General features: G+C 57.7%; 20 protein-coding genes. 14 read left to right on the top strand and 6 right to left on the bottom strand.

Translation table 11 applies throughout. The annotated features are described in order from the left end of the window. Positions 1-29: 29 nt before the first annotated feature. Positions 30-1,154, bottom strand: a complete 1,125-nt coding sequence (locus tag ACR3E6_RS19675) for an ROK family transcriptional regulator (protein ID WP_171638562.1) — start codon at positions 1,152-1,154, stop codon at positions 30-32. A gap of 252 nt (positions 1,155-1,406) precedes the next feature. On the opposite strand from ACR3E6_RS19675, the gene ACR3E6_RS19670 reads away from it, so the two are divergent. The 4 genes from ACR3E6_RS19670 (at position 1,407) to ACR3E6_RS19655 (ending at position 5,019) form a co-directional block, all read left to right on the top strand. Next, a complete protein-coding gene (locus ACR3E6_RS19670; protein ID WP_171230734.1) occupies positions 1,407-2,426 on the top strand; it encodes a sugar ABC transporter substrate-binding protein in 1,020 nt (339 codons plus the stop codon). A 108-nt stretch (positions 2,427-2,534) separates the two neighbouring features. Beyond that, positions 2,535-3,608, top strand: a complete 1,074-nt coding sequence (locus ACR3E6_RS19665; RefSeq protein WP_480488902.1) for an ABC transporter permease — start codon at positions 2,535-2,537, stop codon at positions 3,606-3,608. Beyond that, positions 3,608-4,384: an ATP-binding cassette domain-containing protein gene (locus ACR3E6_RS19660; protein ID WP_171638512.1), complete on the top strand. Its 777-nt coding sequence runs from the start codon at positions 3,608-3,610 to the stop codon at positions 4,382-4,384. The genes ACR3E6_RS19665 and ACR3E6_RS19660 overlap by 1 nt, the downstream gene beginning before the upstream one ends. Beyond that, complete coding sequence (locus tag ACR3E6_RS19655; RefSeq protein WP_371807786.1) at positions 4,381-5,019, top strand: nucleoside/nucleotide kinase family protein; 639 nt, start codon at positions 4,381-4,383, stop codon at positions 5,017-5,019. Before ACR3E6_RS19660 ends, ACR3E6_RS19655 begins: the two co-directional genes overlap by 4 nt. A 46-nt stretch (positions 5,020-5,065) precedes the next feature. On the opposite strand, the gene ACR3E6_RS19650 is transcribed toward ACR3E6_RS19655, so the two are convergent. Both ACR3E6_RS19650 and ACR3E6_RS19645 read right to left on the bottom strand, forming a co-directional pair. Beyond that, entirely contained in the window at positions 5,066-5,782 is a 717-nt protein-coding gene (locus ACR3E6_RS19650) for an aspartate/glutamate racemase family protein (protein ID WP_480488899.1), read from the bottom strand. Next, complete coding sequence (locus tag ACR3E6_RS19645) at positions 5,779-6,483, bottom strand: GntR family transcriptional regulator (RefSeq protein WP_480488897.1); 705 nt, start codon at positions 6,481-6,483, stop codon at positions 5,779-5,781. Before ACR3E6_RS19645 ends, ACR3E6_RS19650 begins: the two co-directional genes overlap by 4 nt. A gap of 112 nt (positions 6,484-6,595) precedes the next feature. On the opposite strand from ACR3E6_RS19645, the gene ACR3E6_RS19640 reads away from it, so the two are divergent. Then, positions 6,596-8,290 carry a thiamine pyrophosphate-binding protein gene (locus ACR3E6_RS19640; RefSeq protein WP_209835540.1) on the top strand — a complete coding sequence of 565 codons (1,695 nt, stop codon included), beginning with the start codon at positions 6,596-6,598 and terminating at the stop codon, positions 8,288-8,290. Here ACR3E6_RS19640 and ACR3E6_RS19635 read toward each other — a convergent pair. Beyond that, entirely contained in the window at positions 8,251-9,171 is a 921-nt protein-coding gene (locus ACR3E6_RS19635) for a LysR family transcriptional regulator (protein ID WP_171638519.1), read from the bottom strand. The two genes, ACR3E6_RS19640 and ACR3E6_RS19635, sit on opposite strands and share 40 nt — an antisense overlap. Before the next feature lie 98 nt (positions 9,172-9,269). Here ACR3E6_RS19635 and ACR3E6_RS19630 point away from each other — a divergent pair, with 98 nt between their 5' ends. The 9 genes from ACR3E6_RS19630 to ACR3E6_RS19590 all read left to right on the top strand — a co-directional run bounded on the left by ACR3E6_RS19630 (position 9,270) and on the right by ACR3E6_RS19590 (position 18,727). Beyond that, positions 9,270-10,403, top strand: coding sequence for an enolase C-terminal domain-like protein (locus ACR3E6_RS19630; RefSeq protein WP_480488895.1), 1,134 nt, complete (start codon positions 9,270-9,272; stop codon positions 10,401-10,403). Continuing rightward, on the top strand, positions 10,400-11,650 hold the full coding sequence (locus ACR3E6_RS19625; RefSeq protein ID WP_171638539.1) for an NAD(P)/FAD-dependent oxidoreductase: 1,251 nt from the start codon (positions 10,400-10,402) through the stop codon (positions 11,648-11,650). Before ACR3E6_RS19630 ends, ACR3E6_RS19625 begins: the two co-directional genes overlap by 4 nt. 52 nt (positions 11,651-11,702) lie before the next feature. After that, positions 11,703-12,680: a TRAP transporter substrate-binding protein gene (locus ACR3E6_RS19620; RefSeq protein ID WP_171120827.1), complete on the top strand. Its 978-nt coding sequence runs from the start codon at positions 11,703-11,705 to the stop codon at positions 12,678-12,680. Between the two features lie 69 nt (positions 12,681-12,749). After that, on the top strand, positions 12,750-13,283 hold the full coding sequence (locus ACR3E6_RS19615) for a TRAP transporter small permease (RefSeq protein WP_171638543.1): 534 nt from the start codon (positions 12,750-12,752) through the stop codon (positions 13,281-13,283). Between the two features lie 4 nt (positions 13,284-13,287). Continuing rightward, entirely contained in the window at positions 13,288-14,601 is a 1,314-nt protein-coding gene (locus ACR3E6_RS19610) for a TRAP transporter large permease (protein ID WP_152460436.1), read from the top strand. A 7-nt stretch (positions 14,602-14,608) separates the two neighbouring features. Further along, positions 14,609-15,541: a hypothetical protein gene (locus ACR3E6_RS19605; RefSeq protein ID WP_480488893.1), complete on the top strand. Its 933-nt coding sequence runs from the start codon at positions 14,609-14,611 to the stop codon at positions 15,539-15,541. Positions 15,542-15,726: 185 nt separating this feature from the next. Further along, positions 15,727-16,158, top strand: a complete 432-nt coding sequence (locus ACR3E6_RS19600; protein WP_171638546.1) for a DUF2141 domain-containing protein — start codon at positions 15,727-15,729, stop codon at positions 16,156-16,158. 341 nt (positions 16,159-16,499) lie between these two features. Next, the gene (locus ACR3E6_RS19595) at positions 16,500-17,654 is read left to right on the top strand and encodes an aromatic ring-hydroxylating oxygenase subunit alpha (RefSeq protein WP_480488891.1); all 1,155 of its coding nucleotides are present in this window, start codon (positions 16,500-16,502) and stop codon (positions 17,652-17,654) included. Continuing rightward, positions 17,651-18,727, top strand: a complete 1,077-nt coding sequence (locus ACR3E6_RS19590; protein WP_480488889.1) for a 2Fe-2S iron-sulfur cluster-binding protein — start codon at positions 17,651-17,653, stop codon at positions 18,725-18,727. The genes ACR3E6_RS19595 and ACR3E6_RS19590 overlap by 4 nt, the downstream gene beginning before the upstream one ends. Before the next feature lie 63 nt (positions 18,728-18,790). On the opposite strand, the gene ACR3E6_RS19585 is transcribed toward ACR3E6_RS19590, so the two are convergent. Together ACR3E6_RS19585 and ACR3E6_RS19580 are read right to left on the bottom strand one after the other, a co-directional pair. Next, positions 18,791-19,162: a cupin domain-containing protein gene (locus ACR3E6_RS19585; protein ID WP_209835535.1), complete on the bottom strand. Its 372-nt coding sequence runs from the start codon at positions 19,160-19,162 to the stop codon at positions 18,791-18,793. A 90-nt stretch (positions 19,163-19,252) separates the two neighbouring features. Beyond that, complete coding sequence (locus ACR3E6_RS19580; protein ID WP_210093889.1) at positions 19,253-20,290, bottom strand: YeiH family protein; 1,038 nt, start codon at positions 20,288-20,290, stop codon at positions 19,253-19,255. Positions 20,291-20,295 lie beyond the last annotated feature (5 nt).

The raw sequence follows: 20,295 nt of genomic DNA, 5'->3' as shown, positions 1-20,295 counted from the left end.
ATATCCAAGGCAACAGGGTGATTTCACATCTAAGCTTCTGAAAGATACCTTTCCGACAATGGCAGGCTTGCCGCGCCCAGTGAGCGTGCATCCGGGCCCACGGTCCCTGCCAGCACCACGGGGTGCTCGAGACCGGTCAGGTTCAGCTCGGACAGTTTGTCTTCGACCATTTCAACCAAACGCGCCTTGATGTCCTGCGGCATCCAGCCGTCAATCTTCACGCATTCGAAATCTATCAGGCTACAGGATGAGACAATCGCATAAGCAATCCCGCTTGCCGTCCGTTTCAACCAGTTTTCCAGTTGAATTTTTGGCACATCCCAACGCTGGGTCGTTTCCCAAATGGAATGCGACGTTACCCCTGCTGTGGTGATTGCACGCTCGAGAACATACAGGCTGGCCACGTCGATAAGCGGTCTGACACCACCCGCACCATCCGGTACAGGCAGGGGGCCGATTGCGCCCGAGTTTCCACGCCCGGAAAAGATCGCACCATTGAGAACCACACCGCCGCCAATAAAAAACCCGATATAGAAGTACAGGAAATCCCTTGGTCCATCGGCCGGACCAAATACCAATTCCGCCCCACAAGCCGCAGTGGCGTCATTTTGCAGAAAAACCGGCATATCGAGGCGACGAGCCAGGTCAGCCTTCAGGTCTGATACGCGCCACGGGTCCATTTCTTCCTGAGGAACCTGAAGGGTCTGGGCCCAGTCCCACAGGTAGAACGGCATGGCAATTCCAAGACCCGCAATCCTGCCTTTGGCCTCGGGCGACATGGATGACATCATTTTCCCCAGACTCTGTATAGAAAACTCCAAAGTGGCTTTTGGCGTTGGATAGTCATAGGTTCGCCGCTCGCGTTGCCGCACATTTCCGACAAAGTCAGTCAATACCAGCTCGGTACTGCGGCGTCCGACCTTGAGCCCAAAGAAAAACGCACCATCCGGGTTGAGGCGCATGGGAACGGAAGGTTGCCCGACTTTCCCGCGGACCGGCTCACCGCGCAAAAGCAAACCGTCCTTCTCAAGCAGCCGCATGATGACGGAAACGGTTTGCGCCGACAGTCCGGTCATGCGCGCAATCTCGGACTTAGCAAGAGCCTGATGACGCCGGACAAGCGACAACACCAGCCGTTCGTTCCGGGCCCGCATCCCGCTTTGATTGGTTCCGCGCACCTCTGACCCGTGCAGGCCAATCGAATTTTTCCGAGATGAATTTTCCGGCACGACCACCCCTTTCCTGCTGAAGAATGAGAAAGCCCGCCCGCCCTGTCAATAATAAATAAGAGTGATTTATTTATTGACTCAAATTTCGAATCTTGTGATTGTTTCTTATGAGATCAGGGTTTTTGCCTGATCGCCCTCGTGCCCTGTACGGCACAGGAAAAACTGGGAGGATAATCGATGAAACTTGCAAGACTTGCGGGTGCTGCTGCGCTCGGGGTTACTGCCATGGCTGGCAGTGCAATGGCGGAAGGCGAAACCGTTTGTCTGATCACCAAGACAGACACCAACCCGTTCTTTGTCAAAATGAAGGAAGGTGCGACAGCGAAGGCGGAAGAGCTGGGAATGACGCTCAAAGCCTTTGCAGGCAAAGTTGACGGTGACCATGAAACGCAGGTGCAAGCCATTGAGACCTGCATTCTGGACGGCGCCAAGGGCATTCTGCTGACGGCCTCGGACACATCATCCATCGTTCCGGCCGTGAAGCAGGCGCGGGATGCAGGTGTTCTGGTTATCGCTCTGGATACGCCGCTGGAACCCATTGACTCGGCTGACGCAACCTTTGCCACGGACAATTTCCTTGCCGGGCTGCTGATTGGACAATGGGCCAAAGCCACGCTGGGCGACGCGGCCAACGACGCCAAAATCGCGACACTGGATCTTGCCGTCAGTCAGCCGACAGTGGATGTGCTGCGCAATCAGGGTTTCCTGCAAGGCTTTGGTGTCGATCTGGCGGACCCGAACGTAATCGGTGATGAAGATGACCCACGACTGGTCGGAAGTGATGTCACTGCCGGCAACGAAGAAGGTGGTCGCCGCGCGATGGAAAACCTTCTGGCCAAAGATCCCACGATCAACGTTGTTCACACCATCAACGAACCTGCCGCGGCAGGTGCCTACGAGGCGCTGAAAGCCATCGGGCGCGAAAATGACGTGCTCATCGTTTCCGTGGACGGAGGCTGCCCGGGTGTCCAAAACGTTGCCGATGGTGTTATCGGCGCGACGTCGCAGCAATACCCGCTGTTGATGGCATCGCTGGGTGTTGAGGCCGTCAAGAAATGGGCGGACGAAGGCGTGAAGCCTGAAAACACGCCTGGCAAGGATTTCTTTGACACCGGCGTAGCGCTTGTAACGGACAAGCCTGCCGAAGGCGTCGAGTCGATCTCGGTCAAAGAAGGCATGGACCTCTGCTGGGGTTAACCTGACCACCCGGGGGGCCGCAGAGGGTGGCCTTCCGCTTTTCCAACCACCCATTCGCCCGAAAACTTGCTAAAGTCGTCAGAAACCTGACGCTTTGGGGGAACCTTTATGTCCGATACTTCACGACGATCAGACGACTTCGAAGCCGCTGCAAAAGGCAGCCCGGAACAGATTGCTGAATTTGACGATCACCACCGCGGGTTTGTCGGAACGGTTCAGCATTTTTTGCATGTGAACCCCTCTCTGGTGCCGCTGATCGTTCTAGTGGCTGCCATCGTCATTTTCGGGGCTTTGCTGGGCTCCAAGTTCTTCTCGCCATTCGCGCTGACCCTGATCCTGCAACAGGTTCAGATCGTCGGGATCGTGGCGGCGGCGCAAAGCCTCGTCATCCTGACCGCCGGTATCGATCTGAGCGTCGGAGCAATCATGGTGATGTCGTCGGTTGTCATGGGACAGTTCACCTTCCGATATGGGCTGCCACCAACGGTCGCAATCGTTTGCGGCCTTTTCGTTGGAACCGCAATCGGCGCGGTGAACGGATATCTGGTCAGCCGCATCAAACTGCCGCCGTTCATCGTGACGCTTGGCATGTGGCAAATCGTTCTTGCGGCGAACTTCCTCTATTCTCAGAACGAAACCATCCGGTCACAGGAGATCGAAGAAAACGCCGCGATTCTGCAACTTTTCGGGGCCAAGTTCAACGTGGGCGGGGCTGTGTTTACCGTCGGGGTGATCTTCATGCTGGCGCTGATCCTCGGGCTTGCATACGCCCTGCGCCATACCGCGTGGGGCAGGCATGTTTACGCGGTCGGAGATGACCCGGAAGCTGCCGAGTTGTCAGGTGTCAATGTGCACCGAACGCTTATGTCCGTTTACATGTTGTCCGGGCTGATCTGTGCCTTTGCGGGCTGGGCTTTGATCGGCCGGATCGGATCGGTGTCTCCGACATCAGGCCAGTTGGCCAATATAGAAAGCATAACGGCGGTTGTGATCGGGGGCATATCCCTGTTCGGTGGCCGCGGGTCTATTCTGGGGTCGCTGTTCGGTGCCCTGATCGTGGGCGTCTTTACGCTTGGGCTTCGGTTGCTGGGCGCTGACGCGCAATGGACGTTTCTGTTGATCGGCATCCTTATCATCGCGGCGGTCGCGGTCGACCAGTGGATCAGAAAGGTGGCAGCCTGATGGAACCTATTCTCAAAGGACGGAACCTTGTGAAGCGCTACGGCAAGGTGACGGCGCTGGATCAGTGCGATTTCGATTTGATGCCGGGCGAGATTCTGGCCGTGATCGGTGACAACGGGGCAGGCAAGTCTACACTGATCAAGGCGGTGTCCGGCGCGGTGATGCCGGATGAAGGCGAAGTCTGGCTGGAAGGTCGGAAAGTAAATTTTCATTCCCCGATCGACGCGCGCGAAGCTGGTATTGAAACCGTCTACCAAACGCTTGCCATGTCCCCTGCCCTGTCAATTACGGACAACATGTTCATGGGTCGCGAAATCCGCCGCAAGGGGCCGCTGGGCTCGTGGTTTCGAATGCTCGACCGCCCGGCGATGGAGAAATTCGCCCGCGACAAACTGAGCGAGTTGGGCCTTATGACGATCCAAAACATCAATCAGGCTGTCGAAACTCTGTCCGGGGGTCAACGTCAGGGGGTTGCCGTGGCGCGGGCAGCTGCGTTCGGTTCGAAGGTCATCATCCTTGACGAACCGACAGCTGCGCTGGGCGTGAAAGAAAGCCGTCGGGTCCTTGAACTGATCCTGGACGTGAAGTCTCGCGGCATTCCGATCATCCTGATCAGCCACAATATGCCACATGTTTTCGAGGTCGCCGATCGAATTCACGTACATCGGCTGGGCAAACGCCTCTGCGTCGTTGATCCCAAGGATTACACGATGTCCGACGCAGTGGCGTTCATGACCGGTGCCAAGGAACCACCCGCCGAGGACCAAGCCGCGTGACGGGTAAACTTGCCACCCCCGAGGCGCTTGCAACCAAAATCGCGGATGCCGTCCAGGCCTTGCCGCCGCTGCAAGACCGGCATCTTGTCGCGATTGCCGGGCCGCCGGGTTCGGGAAAAACGACTGCGGCGGGCCTTGCAACCAAAGAGCTCAATCTGCGCGGCGTCGCAACCGGACTGGTTTTCATGGACGGCTTCCACTATGACAACGTGATCTTGAAGGATCGCGGCCTGCTGAGCCGCAAAGGGTCTCCTGAAACCTTTGATCTTGCCGGCTTTCATGCGTTGCTTGATCGATTGCGCGCGGAAGAAGAAGTCGCAATACCCGAGTTTGACCGGGAACTGGATCTGGCCATTGCCGCGCGGTCCATGATCACGGTGGATCAGCGCGTTGTTCTGGTTGAGGGCAATTACCTTCTCTTGAACGAGCCGGGTTGGTCGGACCTTCACCAACTGTGGGCATTCAAGGTATTTCTGGACACCGATTTAAAAACACTCGAAACCCGCCTGACCAACAGATGGATCGGCCATGGACTGGACGCCAATGCCGCCAAGGACCGTGCGCAGTCGAACGATCTGCCGAATGCACAGCGCGTGACCCGAAATTCGATACCCGGTGACCTGACACTGGCTTGAGTTTTGCCTGCGGCCAACACAATCCGTCTTGATGAAAGGCCAGAGGTCAGTTCCGGTACACCGGCGGAACAAGACCGGCTTGGAACCAAGTCACGAAGGACACGATCGAAAACACCGGCAGCCCGGTCGCCTGCCGAATATCCGGCGCATAGGGGCACATATTCGTGCACTCCAGAACTATTGCCCCAAGTTCGGGATTGTCCGAGGCTAACGCGATTGCGGCCTCAACATTGTCCTCCCGTGCCTTCTCAACATTCAGACGCGATTCATTGCCAAGAATTGCGCGGGTGAACTCCTGCCCACCCTCGGTAGTGCCGATTGGCGTGTCCAAGGGGACATTGGCAGCCTGAAGATGGTCATTGGTCAAGGTGGAGGCCGAAATGGTCAGAATGCCCGCGCGCTTTCCCTTGGGAAGGATACGATTCACCATTTCGACCTGCATCAAGGACGACGTGACGACAGGAACCGGAACGGCCTCGGCCAGTTCCTTCTGGAACAGGGACAGGAACCCGCAATTGGTTGTTATTCCGTCCGCGCCGTCTTTGACCAACTCTTGCGCGGCGTCGATGAAGACCTCGAGCATACCTTCGGCCCGATGCCGAACTACCCGATCAGGCGAGGCATCCCGGACGATGCGGTACAGCACCGGAAACGGCCATGTCTGCGCATTGCCCATGTCACCGGGAATTCTTGGGAATTGCGCGTCCAGCATGAGGATTCCCACGGATGCGCCGTAAATGGACTTGCCGCCCTGCACGATCATCCCTGTTCCTCCTCGATAATGCGGGTCGAGATGTCTTCGGCCCCTTCCATGTAGATGTTGGTAATTCCGTGACGCACTGCGTCCTGAACCTGATCCATTCGTTTTGTGATATGAGCCGCCAGAACCCGGGCCGCCTCGTCCGCGTCCCGATCCAGCAGGGCCTGCATCACGCGTTTATGTTCGTCCTTGGACTTCTGCACCCGGTCCATGCTCATGGAAATCCAGCGGATATAGCGGATACGCTCGTTGATCCGCGTCAGAGTTTGCAACAACTCCATGTTCCCTGACAGCCTTGCGATCCCCAGATGGAACGCTTCGTCCCGGGCCACTGCTTCTTCGATCGTCAGGCCAGTGATGTCGATGCCCGTTTCATAAAGTTCATCACGCAGCCTTTGCAGGCCTTCATCCGTCGCCTTGGTACAGGCGGATCGGGCCGCCGCGGATTCGATGATCTGGCGCAGCTCGAAAAGGTCGAACACGCTTTGCGCATCCAAGGGACGGCAAAAGAACCCTTGCCCCGGGCGGAAATCGAACAGCCGTTCGGCAACCAGACGGTTCAACGCTTCTCGCAACGGCGTGCGACTGACGCCCAGATCCCTGGACAGAGCGACCTCGTTCAGGCGGTCACCGGGGCGCAGGTGGAAGGAGACCGCCATCGCTTTGACCTGATCATAGATATCATCGACGCGTGGACCCGCCATAAACAATGCCCTTCTTCCGTTGATTCACAGGTGCCACACTCAATTCTTGAAATCAATATGCAAGCCTGTATACAGTTATGTGTACAATTATCACTCGAAGGAATCGCGAACCATGACAGGGACGAATTACCTGACCGGAGCCGAGGCGATGGTGCGTATGCTCGAGGCGCATGGCGTGACGCATATGTTCGGCCTGTGCGGCGATACCACCTTGCCGTTCTATGACGCGCTCGCCCGAATGGATCACGGCATTCAGCACATTCTGACCCGCGACGAACGGCACGCCGCCTACATGGCGGATGGCTATGCACGCGTGACAGGCAGGCCCGGCGTTTGCGAAGGCCCTTCCGGCGGTGGCGCGACCTACATTCTGCCGGGTGTGGTCGAGGCCAATGAAAGTTCGGTTCCAATCCTGGCGATCACCTCTGATGTGGCGACGACCAGCCGCGGGAAATACCCTCTGACAGAACTGGATCAGCCGGCGTTGTTCCGCCCGCTGACGAAGTGGAACGCGTCTCTGGATGATGCCGCCCGGCTTCCGGCCATGGTTCGTGCGGCGTTCCGGGCGATGACAACGGGAACACCCGGCGCGACCCATCTGGCACTGCCGTTTGATACGCAGAAGGCACAGGTGGACGAAGCGGAAATCTGGGCCGACGACCGGCATCGCAGCTATCCCGCCGAACGGGCTGCCCCAGATCCGGATGCCATCGAAGCGGCCGCAGCCATTCTTGCCCGGGCCACATCCGCCGTCGCGGTCTGTGGCGGCGGCCCGGTTCTGTCCGGCGCGACCGATGCGTTGCGCCGCGTCGCCGGTCTGTTGGACATGCCCGTCGCCACAACCGTTTCAGGCCAAGGGTCCATCGCCGAAACCGATCCTCTGGCCCTGGGTGTCGTCGGATCGAACGGCGGCATCCCCGCGACACGCGCCGTGGTGGATCAGGCTGATGTCGTCCTGTTCATCGGGTGCCGCGCCGGTTCGGTCACGACCGAACGGTGGAGAAGCCCCGGGCGCAACGCCACGATCATTCACATCGACAGCGACCCCATGGTGATCGGCGCAAACTATCAGACCGAAGTGGCGATCTGCGCTGACGCCCGCCTCGCGCTTGAGGCATTGGCCCGAGCGCTGGAGGACCGGCAAGACCTGAACGGACAAGACGGAGCAACCAAGGCCCGCGCCGCATGGGCGGCCAAGGCGGCGGCATTTGCCCCCTTGGCTGCAAGTCGGGAAACGCCAATACGGCCCGAGGCTGTCATGGCGTCCCTGATGGACATTCTGGACGACGATGCGATTGTGGTCGCTGATCCCGGCACCCCCTGCCCCTATTTCAGCGCGCATTACCGTTGGCGGCAGCCCGGGCGGCATTTCATCACAAATCGCGCACATGGAGCACTGGGCTATTCTCTGGGGGCGGCCATGGGTGCACATGTCGGGCGGCCCTCGGTCAAGACCCTGGCCGTCATGGGCGATGGTTCGTTTGGGTTCACCTGCGGTGAATTTGAAACGATGGTCCGGCACAAAATGCCGATCACCTCGATCGTTTTCTCGAACTCGGTCTTCGGATGGATCAAGGCGGGTCAGGACGCTGGTTTTGATCAACGCTATTACAACGTCGATTTCAACCGGACCGACCACGCCGCCGTCGCAGCCGCTTTCGGAGTGAAATCATGGACGGTCAAAGACCCTGAGGACTTGCCAAAGGTGCTGAAACAGGCCGTCGAACATGACGGCCCCACATTGGTCGACATCCATTCGCAACAGCTTCACAAGGCCGCTGCACCTGTGTCGGAATGGGTTGCGTAAGAGGCAATCGACGGGGTCAGCTGGGCCAGAAATTCCTGCGCAATCGTGGACAGGGGGCGCCCCTTTGCGGTGATGATTGCAAGATCCAGCATGACGGATGGCCTGAACGGGCGGGTCTGGTACCCGCTCTCACCATCGAACGTCACGGTAAAGGGATCGATCATCGCAACCCCCATGCCCTGTTTCACAAAACTCAGCAGGTTCTCAGACAGGTGCGTGTGAATCTGTGTCCGCCACGTGCGCCCGGATGCCTGAAAGATGTCACGGGTTCGACGGTGGGTTTGGTGTTCCGGACCCATCACGATGAAGGGCTCGTTTTCCAGTATTTCCGGTGTCAGAACGTCATAATCCGCCAAGGGGCTGTTTTCTGGAAAAGTCGCAAGCGTTTCGAACTGAAACACCTGATAATTCAGAGTGTCGTGCAGGATCGGCATCTCGACGATGCCGATTTCAAACAGGCCTGAAATCACCCATTCCTGAATCTTGGATGAATACTGCGACTGGAAACTGACGGACAGGTTGGGGCGGCTTTTGGCAAAACGAGCGATCTCGCGCGGCATGAAACCAAATGACAGAAGATGCGGCGCCGCAACCTGCAACTGACCGGGATGCTTGTTCTGCAAATCCGTCACGGCCTGCGCCACGTGATCCAGCCCGCGCACGACGGTGTCGACTTCGCGGAACAGCAACTCGGCTTCCGGGGTGGGCAGCAAACGGCCCTTGTTGCGCTCGAACAGAGGCAGTCGCGCTTCGCGTTCCAACTGAGCCAACAGATTGCTGATACCAGGCTGGGATATCCCAAGTACCGACGCCGCACCGGTTACGGTTCCGGTTTCCATGATGGCGTGAAACGCTTGAAGCTGGCGAAAGCGCAGGGACATCGGTAATCACATCATTTTTTCTGATGAACTGTCGAAGATATAGTATTTGAAATGATATGCCCGTCAAGGCAGGCTTCCGCTCATCCACAGGGGGCGGAATGAGCGATCTGTCACAAAACATCATCGGTTACGACCTTTGGCACCTGAAGCTTCCGGTCACGTCCCGCCGGGATCACGGTATAGGATCCGTCGAAGGTGCCTGCGAAGTCGTCATACTGCGACTGACATCCGAGGATGGCACACAGGGATTTGGCGAAGCGTCACCCTGGTCGGTGTTCACCGGAACCCCGGAAGCGACATTCGCGGCACTGGATCGTTATTTACGCCCTCTTGTTCTTGGCGCCAGCGTGGGCGACCGGTCAGCCATCATGGCGCGCGCGGCCTGTGCCGTGGCGCATTGCACCGAGGCCAAGGCCGCGCTGGAAACCGCGCTGCTGGATTTGGCCGGCCGTATCAGTGACATCCCTGTCTGGTCTTTGCTGGGCGGTCGCTGCCGCAGCGCCATTCCGCTCAGCTGTTCCATCGCCAACCCGGACTTTTCCCAGGACATAGACCTGTTGGCGCGGTTGCGAGAGGATGGCGTGCGGATTGTCAAACTCAAGACCGGGTTCAAGGATCACGCCTTTGACATCATGCGATTGGAGTATCTGGCGCAGAACTGTCCTGAATTCTCGGTCCGCGTGGATTTCAATCAGGGGCTGAACATCGATGACGCCCCGGCGCGGGTGCGGGACGTGGCCCAGTTCAATCCTGATTTCATCGAACAGCCGGTTCGCGCCCACCATTTCGACATGATGGCAAAGCTGCGCCAAATGACCGATATTCCCCTTCTCGCTGATGAGAGCGTCTTTGGCCCCGAAGATATGGAACGCGCCGCGCGTGAACGTATTTGCGATGGTGTTTCGGTGAAAATAATGAAGTCTGGCGGCCTGACCCGCGGGCAAACGGTCGCCCGCATTGCGGCCGCGCATGGTCTGACGGCATATGGCGGGGACATGTTCGAGGCCGGCTTGGCCCATCTTGCCGGCACCCATATGATTGCTGCAACGCCCGAGATCACATTGGGCTGCGAATTCTATCAGGCGTCCTATTTCCTGAAAGAAGACATTCTGGAAGAACCCTTCCGGATCCAGAACGGACAGGTCTGCGTGCCCGAAACCCCCGGGCTTGGCGGCAGGCCCGAGATGGCCAAACTAAACCATTACGCAGTGGCCAGGGCGGTTTCAGAATGAGTGACAAGAAAACCATAGCCATCATCGGCGCCGGTATCGTCGGCGTGTCGGCCGCGGTCTGGCTGCAACGGGACGGGCACGACGTGATCCTGTTCGACAAGGCCGGACCGGGTGAAGGCACGTCTCATGGCAATGGCGGTGTGCTGGCGTCCTGTTCCATCATACCTGTGACGGTTCCCGGACTGCTTAGCAAAGCGCCCAAAATGTTGCTGAGTTCGTCGCAGCCGCTGTTTTTGAAATGGGGGTATCTGCCAAAGTTGCTCCCATGGCTCCGGCAATATCTAAGCCACGCGAACGTGGCAGACGTTGAACGGATCGCGGCGGCGCTGACGCCGATCGTCGGCGACAGCCTGAATGACCACAAGGCATTGGCGGCAGGCACGCGTGCTGAAAAGTGGATCGTGCCCAGCGACTATCTGTTTCTCTACGAGAACCGGGCCCATTTTGAACAAGATGCGTTGGGCTGGGGAATAAGGCGGAAGAACGGCTTTGATTGGGAAGAACTGGAGGGCAAGGCGTTTCACGACTATGACCCCGTGTTCAGCCCGGATATCGGTTTCGCTGCCAAGCTGTCAAACCACGGTCATATCATCGATCCGGGGCGGTACGTGAAAGACCTGGCCGCCCATGTCGAGGCCGGCGGAGGCCGGATCATCCGCGCCAATGTCGAGGACGTCACCCGCGACAACGGCCGCGTTACCGGTGTGCGCGCGGATGGTGAGACCATCGTTTGCGACACCGCCATTGTAACGGCTGGCGTCTGGTCGGGGCCGCTGGCAAAGCGACTGGGGGTTTCTGTTCCTCTTGAAAGCGAGCGCGGTTATCATCTTGAATTGGTGTCACCTTCTGCCATGCCCCGCAGCCCGGTCATGGTGGCTTCGGGCAAGTTTGTTGCCACGCCCATGGATGGGCGCATACGCTTGGCGGGTATCGTGGAGTTCGGTGGGCTGGACGCACCGCCCTCGCGCGCACCGTTTGAATTGATGCGAAAGAATGCCCGGGCCGCGTTTCCGGGCATAACATGGAAGGAGGAAGTGGAATGGATGGGGCACAGGCCGGCCCCGGCTGACTCGATCCCGATCATAGGCGACGTGCCCGGAATCAAAGGGGCCTATATGGGCTTTGGGCATCATCATATCGGCCTGACAGGTGGGCCAAAGACCGGGCGGCTTCTGGCGCAGATGATCGCGGGCAGAACCCCGAACACCGACGTAAGCGTCTATGCGCCGTCGCGCTTTGCAACATAAGAACAGACCGATGAAAAACACCGGTATTTCAAAACTCGATAGGGAGAAAACGATGAAAACACTGACAAACCTTCTGGCGGCAACCGCTTTGACTGCTGCCGCGGCAGCACCGGCCATGGCCGAAAAATGGGACATGCCGATGGCCTATTCGGCGTCGAACTTCCATTCGGCCACCGGTGCGGAATTCGCCAAATGTGTAACGACCGGAACCGGCGGTGAGATCGAAATCGTTACGCATCCATCCGGCTCGCTGTTCAAAGGTGCCGATATCAAACGCGCAATCCAGACCGGGCAAGCCCCGATCGGAGAACGCCTTCTGTCCGGCCACCAGAATGAGAACGCGTTGTTCGGTTTCGATTCGATCCCGTTCCTTGCAACCTCGTTCGATGACAGCGCCAAGCTTTGGGAAGCGGCAAAACCGTCAATTGAAAAGGTACTGGCCGAACAGAACCTGACGCTGCTTTATGCTGTACCGTGGCCGCCGCAGGGACTGTATTTCAAGAATGAGGTGAACTCGGTCGCCGATATGAAGGGCATCAAGTTCCGTTCGTACAACAACGCGACTTCGCGACTGGCCGAGTTGACGGGCATGTTGCCGGTAACGATCGAAGCGGCAGAAATCAGTCAGGCTTTTGCGACGGGTGTCGCCGAGTCGATGGTGTCTTCGGGATCGACCGGGTACGACCGCAAGGTCTGGGAAAGCCTGAACTATTTCTACGAAGTCGATGCCTGGTTGCCGCGCAACTACGTGATGGTGAATTCGGATGTCTGGTCGGGCGTGTCCGACGCCAACAAGAACGTCATCAAGGCCTGCGCAGAGCTGGCGGAATACGCGGGCAACTGGCGCGCCAAGGAATACACCGGCTTTACTCTGCAAGGTCTGCGTGATGGTGGCATGACCGTCGGTCCGGCATCCGAGCAGATGACGAATGAGCTGAAAGAGATTGGTGTGACCATGACCAATGAATGGCTGGAGGCCGCCGGCGACGAAGGCAAAGCCATCGTCGACGCGTTCAACGCCTCTCAGTAACCATTCGAGGCAGGCGGCGTTGCATTGCGTCGCCTGTTTTCCATCCAATCATAACAAAGCGGGGACGCCATGGCGGTATTGCGGGGGCTTCGGTCCGTTCTGGATTTCATCTATCTGGCAGCGGGGGTAATGGCGGCGGTCAGCCTGATTGCCATTCTTTTGCTGATCGTCGTGCAGATGCTGGCCCGCTGGACCGGTGAGGTATTTCCCGGAGCGCCCGACTATGCCGGCTATGCAATGGCGGCGGCATCTTTTCTGGCCTTTGCCAATGCGTTGAATCGGGGCAGCCACATTCGGGTTTCGATCCTTCTGAACGCGGTGCCGGACAGCGTGCGGCGTGTCCTTGAAATCTGGTGTTTCACCATCGGCACAGCCGTCATGTGGTATTTCTGCTGGTATGCCTATCGCTTCGTCTATTGGAGCTGGAAGTTCAACGACATCAGCCAAGGTCAGGACAGAACCGCGCTGTGGATTCCGCAATCCGCGATGCTGATCGGAGCCGTCATCCTGGCCATCGCGCTGACGGATCACCTGATCCACGTCCTGTTCAAAGGTGACCATCGCATTGTCCGCGATCTGGCCGACCAGAGCCACGGAGAATAGACGCATGGAAAACCTGTCTGTCATCATCCTTTTCCTTTTTGTTCTGTTCACCCTTCTCGGGACCGGTGTCTGGGTCGGCCTGGCCCTGATGGGGGTCGCCTGGGTCGGGATGGAGCTGTTCACCACCCGCCCCGTGGGCGACGTGATGATCACAACCATCTGGTCGGCGTCGTCATCGTGGACCCTGACCGCCTTGCCCATGTTCATCTGGATGGGCGAAATCCTGTACCGCACGCGATTATCCGAAGACATGTTCAAAGGGCTGTCCCCTTGGATGGCACCCCTGCCCGGCGGTTTGGTGCATACCAATATCGTGGGTTGTACCGTCTTCGCGGCAGTCTCAGGTTCGTCGGCGGCAACGCTGACCACCGTCGGCAAGATGTCGATCCCCGAACTGCGCAAGCGCAATTACCCCGAACGGATGATCATCGGTACTCTGACCGGCGCGGCCACTCTGGGGCTGATGATCCCGCCGTCCCTAACCCTGATCGTCTATGGGGTGACGATCAATGAATCGATCACCAAGCTGTTCTTTGCCGGCATCCTTCCCGGTTTGGTGCTGGCAGCGATGTTCATGGGTTATGTTGCGATCTATTCCAAGTTGGGCAAAGATTGGACCCCGGATGTCGAGGGCAAGCTGAGCTTCTCCGAGAAAGTCAGAAATTCCCGCTTTTTGTTGCCTGTGATCCTTCTGATCACGGTCGTCATCGGCTCAATGTATCTGGGCTATGCCACTGCGACCGAAGCTGCGGCTTTCGGGGTGATCGGCGGCCTGTTGCTTGCGGCAGGCCAGGGGTCGTTGAACTGGAAGACATTCACTGAAAGCCTGATGGGGGCCACGCGAACCAGCGCGATGATTGCCCTGATCCTTGCTGGCGCTGCTTTCCTGTCACTGTCCATGGGCTTCACCGGCCTGCCGCGCGGGCTGGCCGATCTGATTGCAGGTTGGGAACTGACCCGTTTCGAACTGCTGATGGTCCTGCTGGTGTTCTACATCATTCTGGGCTGTTTTCTTGACGGGATTTCTTCCGTCGTGTTGACCATGGCCGTGGTGGAACCAATGATCCGCGATGCTGGCATTGACCTGATCTGGTTCGGCATCTTCATCGTGGTCGTTGTTGAAATGGCGCAGATCACACCTCCGATCGGGTTCAACCTGTTCGTGATGCAGGGCATGACCAACCATGAGATGAGCTATATCGCACGCGCAGCGATACCGATGTTCCTGATCATGGTGCTGATGGTCTTCATCCTCATCTGGTTCCCCGACCTCGCCACCTGGCTGCCCGAGAATTTGCGTCAGAGCCCGGGCGGGTAAAACGGCCTTGAACCTGCTCCATCTGGCGGCCCGTCACGGGCCCCGTGTTCTGGTCGCCGGATTGGCGGCGGGTCTTTTATTGCCGGGTTTGGCCGAGCCCATGCGAGGCCTGCTGCCGCCCCTGGTCGTGTTGTTGCTGTTCGTCACCGTCCTGAGAATGGACCCCGAAACCATTCTTGGATCGTTGAGCGATCTGCACAAGGTCGCGTTCACCGTCATCGGGTTTCAATTCGTGATGCCGCTGATCATTCTGGCTATTGGATTTGTCGGGGGATGGACCGGAACGCCGGTGCTTCTGTCCCTGCTCATCATGGCGGCTGCGCCCTCGATTTCCGGCAGTCCCAACATGTGTTTGATGATGGGCTACCCACCTGAACACGCGATGCGAATGATGGTGGTTGGGACCGCCCTGCTGCCATTGACAGCGTTTCCGGTGTTCCTGCTCATGCCAGAACTGGGCGGCATTCACTCTGTTCTGCTGGCCGGGTTGCAACTGCTGTTGACGATACTCTGCACAACCGGCGCCGCCATTGTTGTCCGGCGTGTCTGGTTGCGTTCACCATCACGCTCCACATTGGTGAATCTGGAAGGGTTGGGCACAATCACCTTGGCCGTTTTTGTCATCGGCCTGATGCCTTCCGTCAGCACCACTGCGCTGAAAAGCCCGGCCGTCGCCGCTTTCTGGATCGCGCTCGCCTGTCTGGCCAATTTCGGAGCACAATTCCTTTCGTTCCGCATGACCCGTGAACGTCTGCCGGCAGCCAGAGCAACCGCTGTCTCTCTGATCGCGGGAAACAGAAACATCGCGATTTTCTTCGTTGCTTTGCCGCCCGAGGTCACCGCACCCATCATGGTCTTCATCGGGGCGTATCAAATCCCGATGTACCTGACGCCAATGGTCATGCGTCATCTCTACATGAGGCAAGTCTTGCCCGAGTAGCTTTGGAAGGCCGCCTTAGGATATTTTTTTCCTTTTCTCCGATCCTTGTCCGCGTTGGGCCGATACCTCGTGCTTGGTTCAATGCAAAAAAACACCCTCAGGAAAATCGGGTGAATGCTTGTCACTGTTGACAGCTAATTGCATCCTTCCTATTTACTGTCAATATCGACAGTAAAGGATACATCATGCCGATAAGCAAACTGGTCGTCGCATCTGTGATGACACTAGCTTCAACCCTCGGGGCATCCGCACAAACTCTCACTGCAACGGTGCAGGGCGTGCGCAATGCAGAGGGTGATTTGATCATTGCCGTGTTCGATGACGCAAAATCTTTTAAGGCCATGGACATGACGAACGCGGCGGCCTTGGCTTCCGTTCCTGCTGTCAAAGGCTTGGCTTCGGTCACCTTTCACAATCTCCCGCCTGGCACCTATGCGATTGCCGGGATTCACGACGAGAACAGCAACAGCAACCTGGATACCGAAAAAGATGTCCCAACCGAAGGGTACGGCTTTGGCGGTATGGGGCAGAACGGTCTGCCGCCGGAATTCGCGAATGCCGCTGTCACCGTCGGCACCGGCGTAACCGCAAACCTGAAGCTGAAATACTGGAAATAACATGATCGGGCGCCCCACAAATCGTGAAGAACGTCATGAGCAGATCATGCAGGCTCTGATCAGATGTGTTGCGAAATCTGGCCTGGATGGTGCATCGCTTTCGCTGCGCTCATGGTCGCGACGGTGCTTGGCTGTCAGACGTTGTGGGGGATTCTTTTCATGTTCTGGACAATCCCGAGTTTCCATTCCGGGCACTCTTTGCTTTTAACCAACGTATCCCGGGATGAGGATCCCATCCTGTTTTGGCTGGTCCAACTTGCCTGGATCGCACTTGGCCTGTCGATGATCGCCATCGACTTTCACCCTCGGACGTTTTGAAAACTCTTTCACAAGAGGCTCAAATGAAACCCATGCTGCACCTTTTGCCGGTCGAGGCTTACACGAGCCAGGATTGGTTCGACCGGGAAATGCGCGAGATCTTTTCCAAAACCTGGCGCTATGCCGGGTTTATGGAGGATGTCAGTGAACCCGGCCAGTACATCGCCGTGCAGGCCGGACTCAACAACATATTCGTGATCATGGGGCGCGACCGTCGCCTGCGCGCGTTCCATAACATCTGCCGCCACCGCGGCACCCAATTGATCCGCGCGGTTGGCAAAACGCAAAAGGCATTGACCTGTCCATATCACGACTGGACCTACGATCTTGAAGGCAATCTGATTTCGGTGCCGGACGAGCACGAGGAATATGGCAAGGTCGACAAGTCCTGCCTTGGCCTGAAACCCGCCAAGGTCGATATCTGGAAATCGATGATTTTCGTCCATCCAGACCCCGACGCTCCTTCCATCGCCGAATGGTTCGGCCCGGTCGAACCCCATATCGGCCCGCACGTCCCGGAAGAGCTGATCGAATACGAAGACCTGAACACCAGCTATGAGATAAAGGCCAACTGGAAGGTTGTCGTCGAGAATTACATCGACGTTTACCACCTGAGTCATCTGCATTCGAACACGCTGCAAATGTATGATCACAAATCCGCCGAATTCCACTGGGAAGGACCTCATTACATGTTTTGGGAGCCGCCGGTGGCAGAATTTCTGGAAGATCAGGACAGCAAACTGACCGCCCCGCGCGTCATTCCCAAAGACATGAACGGCGCCTGGGTGCCGATGCTGTTTCCGGGGATTGGACTGGCCGCTTCGGAAGACGGCTGGAGCATCTTCATTGTCGAACCCCTTCGCCCGGAACTGATACGAGTTCACAACCGCGGGCGGGTGTCCAACAGCTCGGAATGGGAATTCACCAAACAGTCGATGAAGTCGTCCTCTTTCTGGTCCAAGTTTGGAATAGGCGGAAAATACGAATCCAGTGACGCGATGGGCGAAGATGACCCGATGGTTGCCGGCGACTTTACCGGCGAAGACATCTACGCGTGCGAGCAGCAGCAGAAATCCCTGCATTCTCCGTATTTTGAAGCAGGTCCGGCAGCAAACGGTGAAAGCCCCGTCATCGAGCACCAGAAAATTGTTCTGCAATGGTTGGGAGAAGGGAAATGAGCCCGCGTGACTTTTTCCCACTGCGCGTTTGCGGGACCCGAGTTGAACTGGATGGCGTGGCTAAGACCGTTATGTTCGAGGTCCCTGACCGCCTGATGGACATATTCGCCTGGCGGTCGGGCCAACACGTGTCCCTGCGTTTCAATATTGATGGCGAGGAGCACCGTCGAAGCTATTCGATCTCCAGTTCACCTTACTCCGGGGGCCCGCTTCGCATCACCGTCAAACGGGTCAAGGGTGGCCGTGTCAGCAACTTCATCAACGACACGGTTCAGGAAGGACAAACCATTGACGTCATGCCGCCATTTGGCAGTTTCTGCCTGGACCCTGATGAAACGGCGCGGCGCACCCATTACTTTTTTGGCGCGGGTTCTGGCATCACGCCGCTCTACGCGATGCTGAACTCGGTTTTGACAGCCGTGCCCCATTCAGTCGCGCATCTGGTGTATGGCAACACAAACGCCAAGAGCATCCTGTTGCAGCAAGAGCTGAACGGTCTTCAGGAAGCGCATCCCGAACGTTTTACAATCAATCATGTCTTTTCGAAGCCCGGCTGGTGGTCCAGCGCCGAATATTGGCGGCAGGGTACGGTCGACCAGGCCGCAATCGAAGCGTTGATCGCCGAGTATCCTCCTTACGCCCAGGACGCGCGTTACTATATCTGTGGTCCGGGCAACATGAACCAGGCCGTCAAATCGGCATTGATGTCCATTGATGTGCCCGCGAACCGCATCCACATGGAAAGCTATGGTGCTGCGCCGGATCTGGACGCTGGTATTGAGGGGGTGGACGCAACCGCTGAACTGACGCTGGAAGGCGCCCGACACCTCATTCCGATCACCAAGGGACAGACCGTTCTTCACGCAGCGCAGTCAGCGGGGCTCAAGCCACCCTATTCCTGCCAATCGGGGGTCTGCGGCGCGTGCCGGGCCAAACTGACCGACGGCACAGTTCATATGCGGGCGCGCATGGCGCTGGAGGATGAAGACATCAAAGCCGGAGAAATCCTGACCTGCCAGTCAATACCCACGGCGGGAAAACTGGCGATCAACTTTGACCAGACCCGTCGCTGAAGAACCGATGACGCGCCTGAGGCATGCCGTTTCACGCCGCCTCAGGTTCGTTCGCGGATCGGATCATGCGTCCGGCGCACAATCTCGGATCACGAAGTGCTTGGTCGTTTCTTCCACGACTTCCCAATAGCCGCGAAAGCCGTTGGGGATCAAAAAGCTGGCCCCGGTGCGAAAATCCTGACGGGTCCCGTCTTCGTGGATCAGGGCACAATGGCCTTTGACGATATAGCAATATTCGTCCTTGTCCGTGAACGCGTGCCATTTGCCCGGCGTAGACGTCCAGGTTCCGGCAGACAATTGCCCATCCGGGCTGGTGAAGTGCATTCCAATCTTGTGATGCGGATCACCCTCGACAACGCGATCGGGAAGATCGGCCAAACGCCTTTCGCTGCGCGTTTCCGGCTCATCGAATAGATTGAGTACCTGTGTCGTCATGAGGTCATACCCTCCTGCTGGTCATGTAGTGCGAGATGACGTGACCGGCCAATGGTCGGTCACGTGCTGGACGTGGAATTTCGCCATCCTCTAGTGAAACAGGTAGACGCCCACCAGAACCAGAGCAGCGATGAAGATCGTCTCGGCCACAATCAGGACGATGGCCTGCCCGCCAACATCCAGAATCCGCTTGAGCGACGTTTTCATGCCCACTGCGGCAATCGACACCAGCAGCGCCCAACGGCTGAGATCGGCCATGGCCGACGAGACCACATCCGGGATCAGACCTATTGAATTCAGGACGGCAAAGATCAGAAAGCCAACGACAAACATCGGCAAAATGGGCGGGCGCTTGCCGTCTTCCTCGCTGAACTCCGCGTGGCGCCGGACAAGAAACGAGATAACCAGCACCACCGGGGCCAGCATGGCAACACGGATCAGTTTGACCAAAGTCGCGACCTCACCGGTTTGGTCCGAAACCGAGAACCCGGCCCCGACAACCTGCGCGACATCATGTATCGTTCCGCCCAGGAAGACCCCTGAAACCTCGTCGTTGAACTCGAAAGCCTCGGTGAGGATCGGGTAGGCGATCATCGCGATTGTCGACAAAACAGTTACCGACAGTACCGTGAAAACCAAGTTCCGCTCCGAATGCTCGTTTTTGGGCAGAATGGCCGACAAGGCCATCGCGGCCGATGCGCCGCAGATCGCCACCGATCCCCCCGTCAGCACCCCAAAGCGCCAACCACGGCCCAGAAGACGCGCGCCAAGAAGGCCGAACAGGATCGTGAGGATCACACCGGCAATCACAACGGCAATCAGATCAGCGCCAAGGCTCATCATCAATTCAACGGAAATACGCGCCCCAAGCAGCGCAACGCCAAAACGAAGAACCGTTCGTGCGGTAAATTCGATTCCGGCCTTGCAGTCGCCGGCATCGTCTTCGGCCAGGAAATGGAACGCGATGCCCAGCAACAAGGCCATCAGCATCGCCGGGGCACCATAATGTTCGGACAAGAACTTCGCTGCGACGGCGACAACCACGGAAACAAGGAAACCGTGCCCGTTCAAACGAACGAAAGACCGTGCCCGAAGCCACGGCGAGTTGGATGCACTCAACGCCTGCATCTTAC

The organism is Ruegeria sp. AL3 (assembly GCF_056536065.1).
The sequence above is the reverse complement of the archived record's forward strand: the minus strand, read 5'-3'. Positions and strand labels throughout refer to the sequence as shown.

Bases quoted from the DNA above. Each gene is read 5' to 3' on its own strand.
- ACR3E6_RS19660 (WP_171638512.1), top strand. From the start codon at position 3,608: ATGGAACCTATTCTCAAAGGACGGAACCTTGTGAAGCGCTACGGCAAG.
- ACR3E6_RS19615 (WP_171638543.1), top strand. From the start codon at position 12,750: ATGGCGGTATTGCGGGGGCTTCGGTCCGTTCTGGATTTCATCTATCTG.
- ACR3E6_RS19670 (WP_171230734.1), top strand. From the start codon at position 1,407: ATGAAACTTGCAAGACTTGCGGGTGCTGCTGCGCTCGGGGTTACTGCC.
- ACR3E6_RS19580 (WP_210093889.1), bottom strand. From the start codon at position 20,290: ATGCAGGCGTTGAGTGCATCCAACTCGCCGTGGCTTCGGGCACGGTCT.
- ACR3E6_RS19650 (WP_480488899.1), bottom strand. From the start codon at position 5,782: ATGATCGTGCAGGGCGGCAAGTCCATTTACGGCGCATCCGTGGGAATC.
- ACR3E6_RS19595 (WP_480488891.1), top strand. From the start codon at position 16,500: ATGAAACCCATGCTGCACCTTTTGCCGGTCGAGGCTTACACGAGCCAG.
- ACR3E6_RS19590 (WP_480488889.1), top strand. From the start codon at position 17,651: ATGAGCCCGCGTGACTTTTTCCCACTGCGCGTTTGCGGGACCCGAGTT.
- ACR3E6_RS19640 (WP_209835540.1), top strand. From the start codon at position 6,596: ATGACAGGGACGAATTACCTGACCGGAGCCGAGGCGATGGTGCGTATG.
- ACR3E6_RS19625 (WP_171638539.1), top strand. From the start codon at position 10,400: ATGAGTGACAAGAAAACCATAGCCATCATCGGCGCCGGTATCGTCGGC.
- ACR3E6_RS19630 (WP_480488895.1), top strand. From the start codon at position 9,270: ATGAGCGATCTGTCACAAAACATCATCGGTTACGACCTTTGGCACCTG.
- ACR3E6_RS19675 (WP_171638562.1), bottom strand. From the start codon at position 1,154: ATGCGGGCCCGGAACGAACGGCTGGTGTTGTCGCTTGTCCGGCGTCAT.
- ACR3E6_RS19585 (WP_209835535.1), bottom strand. From the start codon at position 19,162: ATGACGACACAGGTACTCAATCTATTCGATGAGCCGGAAACGCGCAGC.
- ACR3E6_RS19635 (WP_171638519.1), bottom strand. From the start codon at position 9,171: ATGTCCCTGCGCTTTCGCCAGCTTCAAGCGTTTCACGCCATCATGGAA.
- ACR3E6_RS19645 (WP_480488897.1), bottom strand. From the start codon at position 6,483: ATGGCGGGTCCACGCGTCGATGATATCTATGATCAGGTCAAAGCGATG.
- ACR3E6_RS19620 (WP_171120827.1), top strand. From the start codon at position 11,703: ATGAAAACACTGACAAACCTTCTGGCGGCAACCGCTTTGACTGCTGCC.
- ACR3E6_RS19610 (WP_152460436.1), top strand. From the start codon at position 13,288: ATGGAAAACCTGTCTGTCATCATCCTTTTCCTTTTTGTTCTGTTCACC.
- ACR3E6_RS19665 (WP_480488902.1), top strand. From the start codon at position 2,535: ATGTCCGATACTTCACGACGATCAGACGACTTCGAAGCCGCTGCAAAA.
- ACR3E6_RS19600 (WP_171638546.1), top strand. From the start codon at position 15,727: ATGCCGATAAGCAAACTGGTCGTCGCATCTGTGATGACACTAGCTTCA.